16 protein-coding genes are annotated in these 18,063 nt (G+C 53.5%); 12 read left to right on the top strand and 4 right to left on the bottom strand.

Going from position 1 to position 18,063, the window contains the following annotated elements; all coding sequences use genetic code 11:
- Positions 1-46: 46 nt before the first annotated feature.
- Positions 47-427, top strand: a complete 381-nt coding sequence (locus A3844_RS22320) for a hypothetical protein (RefSeq protein WP_074108498.1) — start codon at positions 47-49, stop codon at positions 425-427.
- A 37-nt stretch (positions 428-464) separates the two neighbouring features.
- Here the strand turns inward: A3844_RS22320 and A3844_RS22315 are convergent, their stop codons facing one another.
- On the bottom strand, positions 465-1,109 hold the full coding sequence (locus A3844_RS22315; RefSeq protein ID WP_305953454.1) for a histidine phosphatase family protein: 645 nt from the start codon (positions 1,107-1,109) through the stop codon (positions 465-467).
- Between the two features lie 116 nt (positions 1,110-1,225).
- Positions 1,226-1,651, bottom strand: coding sequence for a VOC family protein (locus A3844_RS22310; RefSeq protein WP_074108497.1), 426 nt, complete (start codon positions 1,649-1,651; stop codon positions 1,226-1,228).
- A 117-nt stretch (positions 1,652-1,768) separates the two neighbouring features.
- On the opposite strand from A3844_RS22310, the gene A3844_RS22305 reads away from it, so the two are divergent.
- The 6 genes from A3844_RS22305 (at position 1,769) to A3844_RS22280 (ending at position 9,110) form a co-directional block, all read left to right on the top strand.
- Positions 1,769-2,794, top strand: coding sequence for a helix-turn-helix transcriptional regulator (locus tag A3844_RS22305; RefSeq protein ID WP_074108496.1), 1,026 nt, complete (start codon positions 1,769-1,771; stop codon positions 2,792-2,794).
- Between the two features lie 61 nt (positions 2,795-2,855).
- Positions 2,856-3,584 carry a hypothetical protein gene (locus tag A3844_RS22300; RefSeq protein ID WP_074108495.1) on the top strand — a complete coding sequence of 243 codons (729 nt, stop codon included), beginning with the start codon at positions 2,856-2,858 and terminating at the stop codon, positions 3,582-3,584.
- Between the two features lie 405 nt (positions 3,585-3,989).
- Entirely contained in the window at positions 3,990-4,457 is a 468-nt protein-coding gene (locus A3844_RS22295; protein ID WP_074108494.1) for an Hsp20/alpha crystallin family protein, read from the top strand.
- Positions 4,458-4,815: 358 nt separating this feature from the next.
- Positions 4,816-5,817 (top strand): DnaJ C-terminal domain-containing protein, encoded by a 1,002-nt coding sequence (locus A3844_RS22290; protein ID WP_074108493.1) that lies wholly within the window; start codon positions 4,816-4,818, stop codon positions 5,815-5,817.
- A gap of 131 nt (positions 5,818-5,948) precedes the next feature.
- The gene (clpB, locus tag A3844_RS22285) at positions 5,949-8,591 is read left to right on the top strand and encodes an ATP-dependent chaperone ClpB (protein WP_074108492.1); all 2,643 of its coding nucleotides are present in this window, start codon (positions 5,949-5,951) and stop codon (positions 8,589-8,591) included.
- A 261-nt stretch (positions 8,592-8,852) separates the two neighbouring features.
- Positions 8,853-9,110, top strand: a complete 258-nt coding sequence (locus A3844_RS22280) for a hypothetical protein (RefSeq protein ID WP_074108491.1) — start codon at positions 8,853-8,855, stop codon at positions 9,108-9,110.
- A gap of 114 nt (positions 9,111-9,224) precedes the next feature.
- Here A3844_RS22280 and A3844_RS22275 read toward each other — a convergent pair whose 3' ends face one another.
- On the bottom strand, positions 9,225-10,481 hold the full coding sequence (locus A3844_RS22275; RefSeq protein ID WP_244169827.1) for an MFS transporter: 1,257 nt from the start codon (positions 10,479-10,481) through the stop codon (positions 9,225-9,227).
- Between the two features lie 70 nt (positions 10,482-10,551).
- Positions 10,552-12,384, bottom strand: a complete 1,833-nt coding sequence (locus tag A3844_RS22270) for a glycosyltransferase family 2 protein (protein ID WP_244169826.1) — start codon at positions 12,382-12,384, stop codon at positions 10,552-10,554.
- A 223-nt stretch (positions 12,385-12,607) separates the two neighbouring features.
- Here A3844_RS22270 and A3844_RS22265 point away from each other — a divergent pair, with 223 nt between their 5' ends.
- From A3844_RS22265 to A3844_RS22245, 5 genes are all read left to right on the top strand, one after another.
- Positions 12,608-14,224: an ABC transporter substrate-binding protein gene (locus tag A3844_RS22265; protein WP_074108490.1), complete on the top strand. Its 1,617-nt coding sequence runs from the start codon at positions 12,608-12,610 to the stop codon at positions 14,222-14,224.
- Between the two features lie 83 nt (positions 14,225-14,307).
- The gene (locus tag A3844_RS22260; RefSeq protein ID WP_074088856.1) at positions 14,308-15,258 is read left to right on the top strand and encodes an ABC transporter permease; all 951 of its coding nucleotides are present in this window, start codon (positions 14,308-14,310) and stop codon (positions 15,256-15,258) included.
- Positions 15,259-15,262: 4 nt separating this feature from the next.
- Positions 15,263-16,108 carry an ABC transporter permease gene (locus tag A3844_RS22255; RefSeq protein WP_074103368.1) on the top strand — a complete coding sequence of 282 codons (846 nt, stop codon included), beginning with the start codon at positions 15,263-15,265 and terminating at the stop codon, positions 16,106-16,108.
- 16 nt (positions 16,109-16,124) lie between these two features.
- The gene (locus A3844_RS22250) at positions 16,125-17,141 is read left to right on the top strand and encodes an ABC transporter ATP-binding protein (protein WP_074108489.1); all 1,017 of its coding nucleotides are present in this window, start codon (positions 16,125-16,127) and stop codon (positions 17,139-17,141) included.
- Positions 17,113-18,042, top strand: a complete 930-nt coding sequence (locus tag A3844_RS22245; protein WP_074108488.1) for an ABC transporter ATP-binding protein — start codon at positions 17,113-17,115, stop codon at positions 18,040-18,042. The genes A3844_RS22250 and A3844_RS22245 overlap by 29 nt, the downstream gene beginning before the upstream one ends.
- Positions 18,043-18,063: the final 21 nt, after the last annotated feature.

The following is an 18,063-nucleotide window of genomic DNA, read 5'->3' as shown; positions in this document are numbered from 1 at the left end:
CAGCGGAAATACCTCTGATCCCGCCATAATCGGGCTAGCGGATGGAATGAGAGGTATAAATACGTCTGATCTCGCCATAATCGGGCTGGCGGGTAGAATGAGAGGTATAAATACCTCTGATCTCGCCGTGAACGGGCTGGCGGACGGAATGAGAGGTATAAATACCTCTGATCTCGCCATAATCGGGCTGGCGGGTAGAATGAGAGGTATAAATACCTCTGATCTCGCCATAATCGGGCTGGCGGACGGAATGAGAGGTATAAATACCTCTGATCTCGCCATACCCGGGCTGGCGGGCAGAATGAGAGGTATAAATACCTCTGATCTCGCCATAATCGGGCTGGCAGACGGAATGAGAGGTATAAATACCCTTGATTGGGGAGCGATGCCGTTACCTGCGGCAATGAGATGTTGGATTCCCTATTAGGGTAAGTTTGTTCATTCTTTTGCCGGAGCCCAAGCGTTCACTGTGTACTTAACCATTCACTCAAGGAAATCCTGGACACAATATCATAACCATGACCCTCACCTTTGGGTTTCAAGACCACAGTCCCTAAGTAGGGGATCTCTCCCAACCCTAGACCCCTGGGAAAGCTGTGGGCAATGATCACTTGATTAGTTCCCTCAGCTGGAGTCTTCTCCAATACAGATCTCAGGGCCGTTAATGTGCTTTCTTGTTCGTCTGAGGTAACATTACCACTCAAATTGTAAATGTTGACCCAGAAGGGATCGGTCTGAACATTGTCTGCTCCAAAAGCTAAGGCTGCCGTTTCCCTGGTCCGGCAAAAGGGGCTGGCCACAATCGGGGTTTGAACCGGGATGTGCAGGCGCCTGATGGCTTTTCCCAAAAGAACGGCCTGCCTTCTAGCTTCATTGGAAAGATTCCTCTGGGTTGTGCAGTCTCTGAGGTCGAGGTTTGGTTGATCTTGTCCCGTTGTTGCTTCACCGTGTCTGACGAACAGGATGTACCCGCCCTGGCGGAGCGAAGCCAATAGCGCTGGGTCCACTGGTTTGGCTTCTACTGTATATCCGGCCGCTTCAATCATAGGTGCTGAAACTGAAACCATTAGGAGCAGAGTAATCATGTATGCATAAACCAGTTTTTTCACTATCAGCGCCCCCCGCTTAGAATAAGCTAATGAGGCATAGTATACGTAGGAGGGCTGATGCTATTCGAATAATTGTCAGGGTACGCGCAAATCTGCACGACAGGGGGCTTCTGCATTCATTGCCCGCGCTTTGTGAACACCTGGAAAGCCACACCGAACTTGTCGGTGACCATGCCGAATGCAGGACTGAAGTAGGCGGGGGCGAGCTCTATATCAACTTGTCCGCCTTCTTTTAATAAGTGATAAAGCTGCTCTGCCTCTGCGGCGTTGTCTACCGTAATGCAAATGTTGATGCCATTGCCCGGGATCAGCGCCTGTCCTTCCTCCAGATCGGCTACGTAAAAATCCGTCTCTCCCACGCGCAGTACGGAATGGGCAATGCGTGCTTTGGCTTCCTCTGACAACGGTGTATCGGGGTTCTGCGGCCCTTCTCCTACCGTTTGCTTGAAGAGCAGCTTCGCTCCCAGCGTCTCCTGATAAAATTCAATCGCCTTCTGCGCATTTCCGTCGAGCAGGATAAAAGGATTCAGCTGTATAGTCATGTTCAAATCTCTCCCTACAGTTGGATTTGCCCGCCACCAGCGGCTGGGCTATATATTCATTGTAGGGTATAATAGTGACAAGTATTGTCACAAATAAAAAGATATTGGAGCTGTGCTATGTCTAAATCCAAACGCTTGCTGGACCTGATGATGACCGTCAACCGCAAGCGAAAGTTCACCGTCAAAGAGCTGGCAGTGGAATTCGGCGTGTCCACGCGCACCATCCTTAGGGATTTGCAGGAGTTGGGTGAGCTGGGTGTCCCGCTCTATTCCGAAGTGGGGCCCCACGGCGGATACCAGGTGCTGAACGAGAGAATCCTCCCGCCCATTGCCTTTACGGAGGAGGAAGCGGTAGCGATTTTTTTTGCCAGCCATTCTCTGCGCCATTACAACTATCTGCCGTTCAAGGAAGAATCCTTGTCCGCTTTGCACAAGTTCTATCATTATATGTCCGGGGATGTCCGCGACCGAATAGATCAGATGAAGGACCGGATAGATTTCGTAATCCCGTCAAGACAAGCCGAGTTTTCATATCTCGCTATTCTGCTGGAAGCGGCAACGGGGCAAAAAGTGCTGCGGATTGTTTATGAAACCAGGGGTGAACGTATGGAAAGAGCCATTCAGCCGATCGGCATCTATGCGAGCAGCGGGTTGTGGTATTGTCCGGCCTACTGTTTCCTGCGGGGCGGCATTCGTGTGTTCCGCTGTGACCGGATACATGCAGCGGTGTATGACACCTCTGACCTCGCACCGCTGGATCTGCGGGATGTGCATCTGGGGAATAAAGATGCTTTCAGCCATATGCAGCAGGGGAACCGGGCGGAGAGGCAGAAGGATTCAGAGGCAGGAGCAGACGGGAAACGGGGAAGGGCGTCAGCCCAGAACCCTCAACAAGTCCGGTTGTACGTTGAACTAACCCATGAAGGCGTCCAGGCATGCGAGGGTGAGCTATGGTCGGCATCCCTGCTCCATATCCGCGAAGGCGGCACCGGCTACTTGGAAGGAGAGATCCCGCACAAGGATCTGGGTTTTTTCACACGGTTCGTGATTGGCCTATGCACTGAGGCTGCGGTACAGGAACCGCCAGAACTAGTCGCGGGGGTTAAGGGCCTGCTCGCGGAAATGCTGGCGAAATATAGTTAGTGCAGCAGTGAAGAATAATTGAGAAGCCTGTTAAGACTAATCCGATTGCGGAGGTTTATAGATGAAAACAAAAGATGTCATTTACATGATCTATAACGAAAATGAACAGTCAACAACTTCAATGGGGATTGAATTTATTGACTTTATCCATTGTCTTACTGTTGAACCAAACAATATTTTGCTCCTTGAATCCAGATATACAGGTGAGGATTTCCATTATGGACTAAGGTTAGAATTTGTAAGAAAAGAAAATCTAAAGGACCTATACGAAGAAAATGTGTATTCTTATGGCGATTTTTGTTGGGTGGATTTTGATGAAATGAATACCCTTGATGATCTCACACCTCAGGAGAAAGCGGAGTTGTTGTATTTAGGTCATTATCAACAGCCGTTCGGAAGCCCGTTTTTTGAAAAACTCAATAATAAGTTTGTATATTTGGCACATGATGATGGTTGGTTCAACAAAATTTTCTATAAAGATAAAAATCAATATATTGATGTTTTAGGACGTCTAATTTCAAATAAATTGAAGTCTTACCGAAAGAATGTACCCCCATTAGGTCAAGACATTGGAGAACTATTAACGTTATTCGCTAAAGATGGAATACTGATTGATTTATATAGAATTGTAAAATTTCGGAACAGTGTAGAAATCCCTTTTAATATCATTGGAAGAATTATGAATTTTGATGATGTTTATAACAACATGGAACGACATAAGGCGAAGGCTAATTCAGAATATTGGCTGGTATATAAAAAAGGTGAATGGGCGATACAGTCGTATAAATAAATTATCCATACAATAGGGGAAGAATTGTTAAATCGGAATATATGGCTACAATGGCGCGTGCCGGATTGAACTTGAGGTTTATGCATATAATACACGTGCAGCGCACGTGAGTTCATTGGCTTTGTCCGGGAGGGCGTGCGGCGCCAGACGCTTTTCTATAACCATGAGTACCATGACGCCGTGACGATGAGCATGCTGGAGAATGAGTACCGGGAGCGTTATTCAGCCATAAAGGTCAAATAAGGTCAAAAAAAGAATAACACTAAAATTTGGGTTCAAAAATGAGCTGATATGCCGGATTTCCCCGGTTTTTCGGCTTATACAGGTTTTGTCTTCCCCCGGAAAGGGGGCTATAATAAAGCCATAGGTCAAATAAAGTCAAAGTCAAAGAGAGGAGAATGAGAGATGTTTGATTTAGTTCCTTATGGAAAACGCAGAGATGATGCTTTTGGTGTGCTGGCCAAGTCCCTGAATGAAGTGTTTAATGATGATTTCTTTGCACCGATGAAAAGCTCCACCCTGTCCTTCCGTACAGATATTCGTGAGAGTGAGCAAGCGTATCTGATCGAGGCGGAATTGCCCGGCTTCACAAAAGAGGAAATCGACATTGATTATGCCAGCCCTTATTTGACGATTAAGGCAGTACGCAAGGAAGAACACAGTGAGGAAAACAAGGACCATCAGGTGGTGCGCAGAGAACGCCGATATGGAGAGTATGTCCGCCGGTTCTACGTACAGGACATTGCTGAGGATGAGATTCGCGCTTCGCTGAAGGACGGCCTGCTAACGCTGTCAGTACCGAAACGGCAAAAACCGCTGGGCAAACGCATTGAGATTCAGGACAGCGGCAACTCCGGTGAGCAGCTTCAATAAAAGCAAATCAGGAAGGGCATGTGGCAGGCATCCGGGGGAAGCGGAGCGCGCTGAGCGTATGCACAATGGATTGTAAATGTTGAAGGAAGCAGACGTTCAAGTCCGGCCGGATGGGCTGGTAAAAAGGGTTTCCGGGCCGCGGCCAGCGCCGTTCCCCTAAGATCCCTGCAGGAACAGCCGATTCACCGGGCTTTTCATATAGCACCATCATACAGGCGCATTGTAGTGGGGATTCCGGCTATGGTGCGCCTTTTCACGAAATAGAGCAGCTGTAGCTTCTACAGCACCGCAATAGAAAATAGGGTAATTAAAGGTAGACAAGGAATACGGCTCTAGTTCACGAAAGGAGGAGGTATCCTTGGCGGCAAACTATTACGAAGCTTTGGGAGTAGGGGAAAAGGCCTCTAGGCAGGAGATTAAAAAGGCCTACCAGAAGCTCGCCAAGAAATGGCATCCCGATGTTAATAAGGCACCGGAGGCGGAAGCCAAGTTCAAGGAAGCGGCGGAAGCCTACGAAGTACTGGGCAATGATGAGAAAAGAAAATCCTATGACGAGGAGCTCCGTTATGGTTTCGGCGGCGCAGCAGCCGGCAAGGGGCAGCGGCGGGGCGGAGCTTCGTCTGCGTCGTATGGGGAGACGCCTTTTGGTACAGGTTGGAGCGGCAGCTCCACCTCCTCCGGCGGCGGTATGGAGGGCGAGGATTTGTTTAACATGTTTTTCGGCAGCAGGGGGGCTGCGGACCGGGCAGGATTTGATTTCTTCTCGGGCAGCGGGGGCGGCGGCAATCCTTTTGGCGAGGCCCGCAGTACGATGCAGGCGCAGCTTGAGGTCACACTGGAGCAGGCGTATACAGGCGGAGATATCCGGGTCCAGGTTGGCGGGAGAGACGTGAATGTCAACATTCCGGCCCGTGCCGCTGAGGGAACCGTACTCCGGATTCCCGGCAGCAGCGGGAATGGAGCAGCGCAGGGCGGTGACCTGCTGATCTCGTTGCAGCTCCTGCCGCATGAAATCTATGAGCCGGAGGGCGGGGACCTGTATGGCTCGGTAGAAATTGCGCCGTGGCAGGCCGTGCTTGGCGGCGAAGCCAAGGTTCCGCTGCCGGACGGCAGCAGCGTGAAGCTGAAGATCCCGGCCGGGATGGCCGGAGGCCAGACGCTGCGCCTCTCCGGCAGGGGCCTGAAGCGGCCGAATGGTGCGAACGGTGATATTCTGTTCGCGGTAGAGATTGTGATTCCCGCCGACCTGACGGAGGCGGAGAAGAAGCTGTACCGCCAGCTGTCCGAAGCTGGCAGCTTCCAGGCCGGGCCCAAGCGGAAGGGCCCGGGTGCATCGCGGCGCAAAGCCGCGATGCGTTAAGGGCCGGGCGGGCGCGAGCCCGCGCCGCGGCCGGAACAGGCGGAAACAACGGCAGAAACGCCGTTGTTGGGCGCGCCGCGGTCGCCCGGTTCCCGGCGAACAAGCAAAACCACAGAAAGGTGATGAAGGAAATGGACTTCAACAAATTAACACAGAAGCTGCAAGAGGCGGTTGCCGCAGCGCAGTCGCTGGCAGCCGCCGCCGGGCATCAGGAGATTGACAATCTCCATTTGCTCAAGGCGCTGCTCCAGCAGCATGAGGGTCTTCTGCCGCGCCTGCTGCAGAAGATGAATATTCCCGTACCTGAGCTGATGCAGGGTACGGAAGAACTGCTGCAGCGGAAGCCCAGCGTCAGCGGCTCCGGCGCAGGGACGATGCGGCGGTATGCCTCGCCGTCGCTGATCGCCGTGCTGGAGCAGGCCGAGAAGGAAGCTGCACAGATGCAGGATGAATTCGTGGCGGTGGAACACGCGGTGCTTGCGATGGTGTCAGATTCCGGCAGCGGGAACCGGGAACTCAGCAGACTATTTACCAGCCGGGGCGTGACGCGTGACAAGCTGCTGGAGGTGCTGGCGGAGATTCGCGGCCATCAGCGGGTGACAAGCAGGGAACCGGAAGCGACCTATGAGGTGCTGGAGAAATACGGGCGCGATCTGGTGGCCGAGGTGCGGGCGGGCAAGGTTGACCCCGTCATCGGGCGTGATGGGGAGATCCGCAGGGTCATCCGCATTCTCTCCCGCAAAACCAAGAACAATCCGGTGCTGATCGGCGAGCCCGGGGTCGGGAAGACGGCGATTGTTGAAGGGCTGGCCCACCGGATTGTCCGTAAGGATGTACCGGAGGGATTGAAGGATAAGACGATTTTTTCGCTCGATATGAGTGCGCTGATCGCTGGGGCTAAATACCGGGGAGAGTTCGAGGAGCGGCTGCAGGCGGTGCTGAAGGAGATCCGAGAGAGTGACGGACGGATCATTCTGTTCATCGATGAGCTGCATACGATTGTCGGTGCGGGTAAAACCGAAGGCGCGATGGATGCTGGCAACATGCTGAAGCCGATGCTGGCGCGCGGCGAGCTGCACTGTATCGGGGCGACGACACTGGATGAATACCGCAAATATATTGAAAAGGACCCGGCGCTGGAGCGCCGCTTCCAGCAGGTACTGGTCAACGAGCCGGATGTGGAGGATACCATCTCCATTCTGCGGGGGCTGAAGGAGCGTTTCGAAGTCCATCACGGGGTGAAAATCCATGACAGCGCGCTGGTAGCCGCTGGTGTTCTGTCGAACCGGTATATTACGGACCGCTTCCTGCCGGATAAGGCCATCGACCTGGTGGACGAAGCGTGTGCCATGATCCGGACGGAAATTGACTCCATGCCGGGCGAGATGGACGAGGTTACCCGCCGTCTGATGCAGATGGAAATTGAAGAAGCAGCGCTCAAAAAAGAAACCGACGACGCCAGCAAGCGCCGCCTGGAAACCCTGCAGCGTGAGCTGGCCGATCTCAAGGAGAAGCATCTGGGCATGACGGCCCGCTGGGAGAAAGAAAAGTCGGCCATTCAGGGGCTGCGTGAGCTGAAGAAAAAGCTGGAGCAGGCCCGGAAAGACCTGGTGGATGCGCAGGAGGTCTACGATCTTAACAAGTCTGCAGAGCTGAGCTATGGCATTATCCCCGATCTGGAGCGGCAGCTAAAGGCTGCAGAGGATGCCGCTTCGCAAGATCAGGAGAGCCGGCTGCTGCGTGAAGCTGTGACCGAAGAGGAGATCGCCGATATCGTATCCCGCTGGACAGGTGTTCCAGTGACGAAATTGGTTGAAGGTGAACGGGATAAGCTGCTGCGGCTGGAGGATACGCTCCATGAGCGGGTAGTAGGACAAGAGGAGGCCGTCCGGCTAGTGGCGGATGCGGTGCTCCGGGCCAGAGCAGGCATTAAAGACCCGAACCGGCCGATTGGTTCCTTCCTGTTCCTCGGGCCGACAGGTGTCGGCAAGACTGAGCTGGCCAAAGCGCTGGCGGTGTCGCTGTTCGACCGCGAAGACGGCATGATCCGCATCGACATGTCGGAGTATATGGAGAAGCACAGCGTCTCCCGGCTTGTGGGTGCGCCTCCGGGGTATGTCGGTTATGAGGAAGGCGGCCAGCTTACCGAAGCGGTGCGCCGACAGCCATACACGGTAGTCTTGCTAGATGAGGTGGAAAAAGCCCATCCGGATGTATTCAACATCCTGCTGCAGCTGTTGGATGACGGGCGGCTGACCGATTCACAGGGCCGGATGGTGGATTTCAAGAATACGATTGTCATCATGACCTCGAACATCGGCTCGCCGCATCTGATTCAGGGCACCGATGACAACGGTGAGCTTACGAATGCTGTCAAGGACCGGGTCATGAAAGAGCTGAGCGGCCATTTCCGGCCGGAGTTCCTGAATCGTGTAGACGACATTGTGATGTTCAAACCGCTCCAGTTGGCTGAGATTGAGCAGATTGTGGTCAAGTTGGTAGATGGACTCCGCCTGCGTCTGGCAGACCGCGGCGTTGGGCTTGTACTTAGCGAGTCAGCGGTACGGTTTATCGCAAGAGAAGGTTTTGATCCGGTATATGGCGCAAGACCGCTCAAACGGTTCATCCAGCGGAGTCTGGAGACCCGTGTGGCGCGCGCCCTGATTGCAGGTGAGGCAGAAGAAGGCTCGGTAATAGAGGTTAACGAGGCTGGAGGCGAACTGTCCGTATCGGTTACTCATCCGAAGTCTGCAGAGGCGCTTCACACCAAATAATGAAGTGGCCGGGAGCCCGCTTTGAAAATCAAAAAGATAGCGTAGCTGTACCCCGTACAATTCAACAGCTGCGAAATTCATCGCAGCTGTTGAACTGTATGCTATGCAGCCCAATTTCACTGAGCAAAGCAAACGTATTTTTCCTTCTATCATATTCCAGTTTGTTCCAGTAAAATAGATAGATGGTGATGTGATGGCTGGAAATCTAATGACGGCTTGCCGCATGAACCGGGCGGGGGTGAGATAATCAGGAACATATCTTTGTTAAAAGGGATTCGTTATTTTTTCTCGGCGGCAGTCATTGTCTTTGCAATTCTTGTATTTATCAAGCCTAATGAAAATGTACGGTTGCTATTGACGAGCTTAAGCATAAGTATGATGTGTTTATTTCAAGCGATTGAGACCAGAGCCGCACCGGCAAAAGCTGGTTCACGCCAATATGCTAATTATGTGCTGCTGCTGGTTGCATCCACCGTGAATCTGGCTGCTTCTCTGTATATATTCAGCAGCCTTTTTTAGAGTGCCTCATGCTCCAGGCCAACAAGCGTCCACAAGCCGTTAAGGCTGGGGACGCTTGTTTTTTTTGGACCTGTCACGATGCAGACGCAGGAGCTAACGCACCTGACAAGCTACTTACATCAGCTGCTTCTTTATTTTTAAATGACGATACAGCCAGTATGCCGAAACAGAGCACAACAGCGCACACAGTCCGATGAAGCCGTAGCCAGCCTGCAGTCCGCGCAGCAGTCCGATTCCCTCCTCTTGTCCCGAGGAGAATAGCTTCTTAATCCCTTCGGTGATGGCACCGATGAAGTAGTTGCCCAGCACGCTGGCAACACCGATGAGGGTGACGACGAAGGTGATTGCCGTATCACTTCCATTGCGGTAGCGGTCAGCGATCAGCGCCATAACTGTCGGGTAAATGGGCGCGATGCCGAGACCGGCGATGGCGAACAACACGGCTCCCGGTTCTCCCCAGAGGATGGCAGCGAAAGTACAGATGCCCGAGAATGCAGAGAACACAATCAGCGACAACGCAAAACCGATCTTGTCCGTCAGGGGTCCGAGCACAAGCCGGGCCAGCGTGAAGCAGAGGAAGAACGCGGACAGCATGCCGGCCGCGGCTGGTGTTTCCCAGCCGTAGGCTTTTTCCAGGAAATTGACCAGCCAGCCGCCGACAGCCAGCTCTGAGATCACGCCGAACGAAAGAACAGCAACCAGCAGCCAAATGACCGGATCACGGGAAATCGCGGAGAGCGGAATCCGGTCCTCTGTCCGTGTGGCATCGCCGGGGAACTTGCCCAGAAACGCTGGAATCATAGGAATCATGGACAGCATCAGAATCATCAGATACACTCCGCGCCAATCCAGCATATGGCCGAATACCGTCACCGTCATCAGCCCGGAGGAGATCAAGGGAGCGACGGTTGAGCTTAGCCCATAGAAGAAGTGGGACAGGTTCATCATCGTCCCGGTATTCTTCACAAAGATCCTTGCTCCAAGCACTGCGAGACCGATTTCCAGCATGCCGTTACCGATATACATCAGGAAAAAAGAGCCTGACAGCGCCGGGTAGCTATGGGAGAGGAAGATGAACACACCGGAAACGGCCATGGAGCCGAAGGCGAGCAAGCTGACCGCCTTGATGCCGATCTTGCGGATCAGCAGGGCAGTAAAGGTGCAAGCCAGCAGATACCCGAGTGAGTTCAGCGACAGCAGGGTACCGAGCTGCATCTCATCCAGCCGGAGATCACTCTGGATACGCGGGATGGCGGGACCTTTAATATTTTCTGAAAAGCCGAAGATCAGATAGCCAATGAATACAGTCAGCAGCTGCAGTGTATAATTGCGTTTGGATGAAGCGGAATGGAGAGCCGGATCAGCTTTCAAGATGTACCTCCTGGAGTTAAAGTGCGTCCTGGTTAGGGTTCTAACCGCATGAGGTTCATTATACCACCGCTCACTCTGTCCAAGGAACCAGATTAGGATGCTGGTCAAGAATGGACATATACTGCTCTTTCCAGCCGTACTGGCCATCAGGATCAAGCAGCATATAGCGCAGATATTTATCCAGCCGGAATTCTGCCTTGGACCAGCCCAGGTGTTTCAGCCGCAGATTGCTTAGCAGATGGGGAAGCTCAAAAACATTCTCCGGCAGCCGTCCACAGTGCTGGGGGAGATCATTCCATGCATAGCTGAAATCCTTGCGGTAGCGGATCAGAAAGGGCCGGTAGCTCAGATGGGAGCGCCAATACTTGTCTTCACGGTAATGACGGTCATCCCAGAAATCGTACAGGCGGAAGCAGAACAGATCGCAGTTGTCCTCACGCAGCAGGCTGTCGATGTCTCCGGCAAACCGCTCTTCAAAAATCTCATCCGCATCCAGACTAAGTATCCATTCGGGATCAGTTTTCACAACTTCCTCCCATTGCTGCTTGCGCAGCTCGGATTCATTGCTGAACTTGGAGATGCTGTTGCGCACAAGGTGAAGCGGAATCCCCTGAAGAACCTCCCGGCAGATGTCAGCCGTACCATCGGTGCTGCCGTCGTCGATGATAACCGCCTCGTCGATGTACTGGCGGTGTGTCTGCAGAACCTGCCGCAGGAACCGCTGGCCTTCATTCTTGACCACCATGGTCAGGGTCAGCTTGGGTCTGCGGAGTGCAGCCCGTCTTTCAAAAGATACAGCAAATTCAGCTGCCGCACGGGCAGCCTTGTTGCTGTCTGTTCCCGCTTCCGGCAGCGGCGCCTTGTGCAGTCGCTGTAGGGCCTCCGCCTCCGTCCAAGGCTTGGCGCCGTCCCGGGCGGCGGGTGGTGCAGCCGCTTCAGCCCCGGCACCATCTGGTGCAGTCCGCTTGTGCCCTTCGTTCTCCCCGGCCCTGTCCTCCGTCTCTTCCGTTGTTTCAGCTTCAGCCTGCCCTACCGCTTCTTCAGCTCTTTCATTCTCTGCGTCCTCCTGAGCAAGAACCTCTGGTTCCACCCCGCAGAGCCGGATGAAATCTGCCACCTTGTCAAGGTCGCTGTCCCTGTACAGGTGCAGCGCCGGATAATGGGTATCCACATAGAGTGGAATGCCCAGGGCGGCGGCGCGGATGCAGAAGTGGCGGTCTTCGCCCCAGTAGGAGATATTGCGGACCCTGTCATAGCTTGCGCCTGCAGTAATCGCCTTACGGCTGATCAGGGTACATGCGCCCAGTCCGCCAACTTCATAGATGCCCGGCTGCTGTAGCTTGGCCAGAAACTGGTGGAATCTGCGGTTGATTTCCTCCTGGCTGAGCTGCTCGCCCGGCTCTGCTTCCCATTGGTTGTATTCATCATGCATCCAGACCTGCGGCTGCAGCAGGGTGCCCGGCTGCCATTGCGTCCAGAAGACCTCGGAAATAATGTCCCTGTCTGTTCCAATCAGGTGCAGCAGCGTGTCCGGGTGCAGAATCAGGTCGGAATCGATCAGGAACAGATAATCATAGTCGAAGGCTTCAGCCCGCCGGATCATCAGGTTCTTGAAGCCCGCCACCTTCCAGACGAGGCTGGAGTTCCAGAAATGGGTTGTATCATTGCGGATATAGGCGTCATGAAGGCCGGAGGATTGCAGGAATACTTCATTTCTGCGGGCTGCAAAGGCCTCAAGCACACGGCTGGATGCCTCATCCTCGTTGTCGTCGATCAGATAGAAATCCAGTTCGAAATTAACGCGCCGCAAGCGCAGCAGAGAATTCAGGAATTCCTGCAGAATCTGCGGCTTCTGGTGAATCGGGCTGCCAAGCAGCACCCGCTTCTTGCTCTCGTTCATCATGGTCCACTCCAGTACAGATAGATGTATGGATTATATGTATTCAATATATTTGCAGAGGTACTGGACTAACCCTCATTTTTTGCGGGATAAAGAGTTCAAACCATGTTTTTCCTTCGTGTTACATTTATGTTAATTCACATCCATTGTAATTCCGAGTATTCCGATATATAATTCAGAAAAATAAAGAGTGAGCTTGCTCATAGACAATGGAGGAGAGAAAGATATGCGCAGAGGGTTATCTGGGGTTATAGCTATCATATTGTTAACATTTTTGATTAGTGCGTGCTCCGGGGGGAACAACGCCGCATCACCGGCAGCAAGCGGGACGCCGGCGGAATCACAGCAGCCTGCTGCGGGCGAAGGGCCGAAGGATGGTGGAAGCCTGATTATCGGCGTAGCAGCCGACCCGGTAGTGCTTAATCCGAACTATGCGGGTGACCGTGTCAGCCTGACGATTGACCAGGCGCTGTACGCGCCGCTGTTCCAGGTCAACAATGGGAAGAAAACCTTTTATCTGGCGGACAGCCTGACACCATCTGCCGATAATCTTACCTATACACTGAAGCTGAAGAGCGGACTTACCTGGCATGATGGGGAGAAGCTTACAGCCGATGATGTAGTGTTCACTATCGAGAAGATTCTGGATGAGAAGCAGAACAGCTTCCTGCGGGCCAACTTCCTGATTAATGACCAACCAATCACCGCCACGAAGGTGGACGATCTGACTGTGGAATTCAAGCTGCCGCAGGTCAGTCCGGCTTTCGAGGCTACGCTGGTGCAGGTCACTCCGATTCCAAAACACATTTTTGAGAATGAAACCGATATTGAGAAAAGCACCAAAAACGCTGCTCCGGTAGGCTCCGGCCCATTCAAGTTCAAAGAATACAAAGCAGGCGAATATTTGACACTGGAGCGTTTCGACAACTATTTCGGCGGCAAGCCGCACCTGGATTCAGTGACCTACCGGATTGCCAAGGATGCGAACGCAGCCAATCTGGCCTTGCAGAACGGTGAAATTAATGTGCAATACCTTGATCCTAAGGATGTAAGCACGATTCAAGCGACCAACAACTTTGAAATCCTGCCGTACGCCGAAGGACGTTTGTCGTATCTGATGTTCAATGCGAACAGTGATACCGGTGTCCTGGCCAAAAAAGAAGTCCGTCAAGCCCTGTCACTGGCACTCAGCCGTGATGAGATCATCCAGACCGCCTACACTTCCAGTGAATATGCGGATCCGGCTAAATCCTTCCTGACTCCGGATGCGTTGTACTTCACGAATGATGTGCCTACCTTTGATAACGATGCAGCGAAGGCCAAGGAAATGCTCCAAGCCGCAGGAGTCAGCAATCTGAAGCTGAGATTCATCGTGCAGAGCGGCAACAAGGCACAGGAAGCCATCTCGCTGTATGTACAGCAGAAGCTGAAGGCCGTCGGCGTGGATGTTGAACTGAAGAGTATGGATTCTTCGGCCTGGGTTCAGAAGTTCATTGACCTGAAGGCTACTGATTTCGAACTGGCCCTGACCGGCTATATTATGGGTTATGATCCAGATGCTTACCGCATTCTGTTCACCTCGGGAGCGTCTTCGAACTATTCGCATTATGCGAATCCTGAAGTCGACAAGCTGTTGAATGAAGGTGCGGGTGAAGCCGACCCAGCCAAACGTGCGGATATTTACAAAAAAGCGCAAGAGATCGTCGCCGGGGATGCGCCGATCTATCCCATCGCATATACCAAAACCGTTGTCGCTATTTCCAAGAACTACGGCGGTCTTGAAGAAGCGGTACTGAAGCCTGTCGTGATTTTCGAAGACCTGTCCAAGATCTATCAGAAATAAGCGCGGGAAAAATAAGTGCGGGAAAAAATAAGCTGGGCCGCCCAGCTTATTTTTTTGCCGGCGGGGAGCGGGAGAAGCTGCGTATGAGACAACTCATCGTACGAAGATTGCTGCAAACACTGCCGATGCTGTTCTTTGTGTCGGTAGTGTGCTTTACCATGATCAAGCTGGCTCCGGGAGATCCGGTGCTGTCTTTTGTTACACCGAATATGCATGCGGATGACATTGAGCGTATCCGTCATAACCTGGGACTGGACAAACCGGCCTATATTCAGTATTTTATCTGGATCAAAGAAATGGCACAGGGGAACTTCGGGTATTCCCTGGTTAATCACCAGCCCGTCCTTGGGCAAATTCTGGAGCGCCTGCCGGCAACCGCCGGTCTGATGGGCAGCGCGATTGCCCTGGCTGTGCTGCTCTCAATTCCGCTCGGCCTGATTGCCGGAGCGAACCGCAACCGCTGGGCCGACAAGCTGATTAACTTCATTTCTTATGTCGGAATCTCCATTCCATTATTCTGGCTGGCGATTCTGCTGATGTACCTGTTCGCGATCAAGCTGCACCTGCTCCCAAGCATGGGCATGCGCACCATTGGGGTAGAATCCGCGGCGGATGTGCTTAAGCACGGCATTTTGCCTTGCTCCGTGCTGGCCTTTGGTTTTCTTGCCGGTTATGTGCGTTATATCCGCTCCAGCACTATTGGGCAGCTGAAGGAGGAATATGTACAGATTCAGTATGCTTTTGGCTCCAAAAAGTCAACGATATTGTTCCGTCATGTCCTGAAGCATGTGCTGCTGCCGGTGATTACGCTGCTCGGTATGTCGATGGGGGATCTGGTGGCGGGTGCTATCGTGACGGAGACGGTTTTTTCCTGGCCGGGCATCGGCTCACTGGGCATGACAGCAGTCAAGGGAATGGATTATCCGCTAATCATGGGGATTACCCTGTTCTCCTCCCTGATGCTGATCTTTGGCAATCTGGTGGCAGATATACTCTACAGCTTCGTGGACCCGCGAATCCAACTAAAGGGGTGACCTCATGAACCGCAGTAAATGGAAAAATGTAAAAGACGAGCTGTTTGCGAACGGTCTGGGTGTCGCCGCCTTGCTGACTCTGATCGTGTTCACGCTTGGGGCAGTGTTTGCCTTTCTGTCCGGCTATGATCCCAATGCCATGGAGGCCATGGCCCGGCTCAAGCCGCCGGGTGCCGGCCACTGGTTCGGTACGGACGATTATGGCCGCGATTATCTGGCGAGAGCGCTATACGGCGGGCGAATCTCTCTCCTGGTTGGCTTCGCTTCAATGATTGTGGCGACAGGCATCGGGGCTACCATAGGTGTAATCAGCGGCTACTTTGGCGGCTGGCTGGATAATCTGCTGATGCGGATGCTGGATGTAATCATGTCGATCCCGTCCTTTCTCATTCTGCTGCTGCTCAGCGTGTATTTGAAGCCAAGCGTCGGTAACCTTATCATTATTATTGCCCTCTTGATGTGGATGAACGTGGCGCGGGTTGTCCGGGCGGAGACGATGACGATCAAGGAACGTGAATATGTGCTCTATGCCAAAGCTTCAGGACAAAGCGCCTCCGGCATCATTTGGCGGCATATTCTTCCCGGCCTGGTCCCGGTCATTATCGTAGGTGCGACGAACAATATCGCTTCGGCGATTATGATGGAATCCTCACTGAGCTTTCTCGGGTTTGGCGTGCAGCCGCCGAATGCGACGTGGGGCAGCATGTTGAACAGCGCGCAGGGCTATATTGCCCAGGCGCCTTATCTCGCGCTGTTCCCGGGTCTTTTGATCCTGCTGACTGTACTGAGCTTTAATGTGCTGGGTGATATTTTACGTGTCGGCTTTGAACCGAAGCTGATGCGGAGATAAGGAGAGTGAAGACGTCATGACGAAGCGGCTGCTGTCTGTTGAGGATTTACAGGTTTCGTTCGCTACCCGGGATGGGGAGAACCAGGCCGTCCGGGGGGTCAGCTTTCATATCGATGCTGGTGAAACGGTGGGGATTGTCGGGGAATCCGGCAGCGGCAAAAGTGTCACGGCCAAAGCGATCATGTCGCTGATTATGCCTCCGGGACGCATAACAGCCGGGAATATCGAGTTTCGGGGCGAGCGTCTGACCGGACTTTCAGAGAAGGAGTGGCGGAGTCTGCGGGGCAACCGGATCGCGATGGTCTTTCAAGACCCGATGACCTCCCTGAATCCGGTGAAAAAAATCGGCCAGCAACTGACGGAGGTCATCCGCAGGCACCGTGGATTGAATAAAGAAGCGGCGGTTGCCGAAGCAGCCAGGATGCTGCTCCAGGTAGGTATCCAGAATCCGGAGCAGCGTCTGAAGCAGTATCCGCATGAATTCAGCGGCGGAATGCGTCAGCGCGTAATGATCGCCATGGCATTGTCCTGCCAGCCGGAGCTGCTGATCGCTGACGAGCCGACAACAGCGCTGGATGCGACGATACAGGCGCAGATCCTGGACCTGTTCAAGGAACTCAAAGAGAATTCTGATACGGCCATTGCACTGATTACCCATGATCTGGGTGTGGTTGCCCAGGTCTGCACCCGCGTGATTGTGATGTACGGGGGGCTGATTATGGAGGAAGGGACGGTGGAGGATATCTTCTACCGTCCCCGGCATCCGTACACGGAGGGCTTGCTGCGCTCGATTCCGAAGCGCGGCGGCGGTTCACGTGAGCGGCTGATTCCCATTGAAGGCACACCTCCGGATCTCCTCGACCCGCCGCCGGGTTGCCCGTTCATGGAGCGCTGCCCCCATGCTTTTGCCCGCTGCAGCGAACGCCCGCCTGTAGTAGAACTCACTCCGGGCCACCGCTCTATGTGCTGGCTGGTGGAGAGTGTGCAGAATCAGACTGCAGTTCATGCCGAAGGGGGAGATTCCGGTGAGTGAGAGCAAAGTATTAGTGGACGTGAATAATCTTCAAAAGCACTTCTCTAAGGGGAAGGATATGCGCGGTCGAGATACAGCTGTGCTGAAGGCTGTCGATGGCGTAAGCTTTCAGATCCGCCAGGGAGAAACCTTCGGGCTGGTGGGCGAATCGGGCAGCGGCAAGTCCACAGTGGGACGCTGCCTGCTCCGGTTGTATGATTATACCGGCGGTGAGGTTTTCTTTGATGGCCAGCCGCTTGGCAAGCTTGGGGAGAAGGGACTCAAGCCTTTCCGCCGCCGCATTCAATCGATCTTTCAGGACCCGTACTCTTCCCTGAATCTGAGCTTGAATGTGCTTGAACTGATCAGTGAACCGATGAAGATCCATGGCATCTATAAGGGCGAAGAACGCAAGGAGGCGGTCGCCGCACTGCTGGAACGGGTAGGGCTTAAGCGGGAGCATCTGTACCGTTTTCCCCATGAGTTCAGCGGCGGGCAGCGGCAGCGCATCTCCATTGCACGAGCATTGTCGGTCCGGCCAGAATTTGTCGTCTGTGACGAGCCCATTTCGGCACTGGACGTTTCGGTTCAGGCCCAGGTCGTCAATATGCTGGAGGACCTGCAGTCCGAGTTCGGTCTCACCTATCTGTTCATTGCCCATGACCTGTCGATGGTCCGGCATATATCGGACCGCATCGGTGTCATGTATGGCGGACGGCTGGTTGAGGTAGCGGACAGCGACGAATTGTATGACAACCCGCTCCATCCCTACACTAAGGCACTACTATCCTCCATTCTGGAGACGGACCCGCGTAAGGGCAGCCAGAGAATCAGGCTGGAGGGCTATTCTGGTGAACGGGAAGCAGCTGCACAGGCAATGCTGCGTGAAGTAAGCCCGGGCCACTATGTGGCTCTTGACTGAATACAGCACCAATTTACAATG

This window comes from Paenibacillus helianthi, from assembly GCF_001909055.1.
GTDB classification, from domain to species: Bacteria; Bacillota; Bacilli; order Paenibacillales; family Paenibacillaceae; genus Paenibacillus_AQ; species Paenibacillus_AQ helianthi.
Note: the sequence above shows the minus strand (reverse complement) of the source record. Positions and strands in the feature narration are given on the sequence as shown.

Excerpts from the sequence above, each read along its gene's own strand:
- A3844_RS22320 (WP_074108498.1), top strand. The coding sequence starts at position 47 with ATGAGAGGTATAAATACGTCTGATCTCGCCATAATCGGGCTGGCGGGT.
- A3844_RS22310 (WP_074108497.1), bottom strand. The coding sequence starts at position 1,651 with ATGACTATACAGCTGAATCCTTTTATCCTGCTCGACGGAAATGCGCAG.
- A3844_RS22305 (WP_074108496.1), top strand. The coding sequence starts at position 1,769 with ATGTCTAAATCCAAACGCTTGCTGGACCTGATGATGACCGTCAACCGC.
- A3844_RS22300 (WP_074108495.1), top strand. The coding sequence starts at position 2,856 with ATGAAAACAAAAGATGTCATTTACATGATCTATAACGAAAATGAACAG.
- A3844_RS22295 (WP_074108494.1), top strand. The coding sequence starts at position 3,990 with ATGTTTGATTTAGTTCCTTATGGAAAACGCAGAGATGATGCTTTTGGT.
- clpB (WP_074108492.1), top strand. The coding sequence starts at position 5,949 with ATGGACTTCAACAAATTAACACAGAAGCTGCAAGAGGCGGTTGCCGCA.
- A3844_RS22270 (WP_244169826.1), bottom strand. The coding sequence starts at position 12,384 with ATGATGAACGAGAGCAAGAAGCGGGTGCTGCTTGGCAGCCCGATTCAC.
- A3844_RS22265 (WP_074108490.1), top strand. The coding sequence starts at position 12,608 with ATGCGCAGAGGGTTATCTGGGGTTATAGCTATCATATTGTTAACATTT.
- A3844_RS22260 (WP_074088856.1), top strand. The coding sequence starts at position 14,308 with ATGAGACAACTCATCGTACGAAGATTGCTGCAAACACTGCCGATGCTG.
- A3844_RS22255 (WP_074103368.1), top strand. The coding sequence starts at position 15,263 with ATGAACCGCAGTAAATGGAAAAATGTAAAAGACGAGCTGTTTGCGAAC.
- A3844_RS22250 (WP_074108489.1), top strand. The coding sequence starts at position 16,125 with ATGACGAAGCGGCTGCTGTCTGTTGAGGATTTACAGGTTTCGTTCGCT.
- A3844_RS22245 (WP_074108488.1), top strand. The coding sequence starts at position 17,113 with ATGCCGAAGGGGGAGATTCCGGTGAGTGAGAGCAAAGTATTAGTGGAC.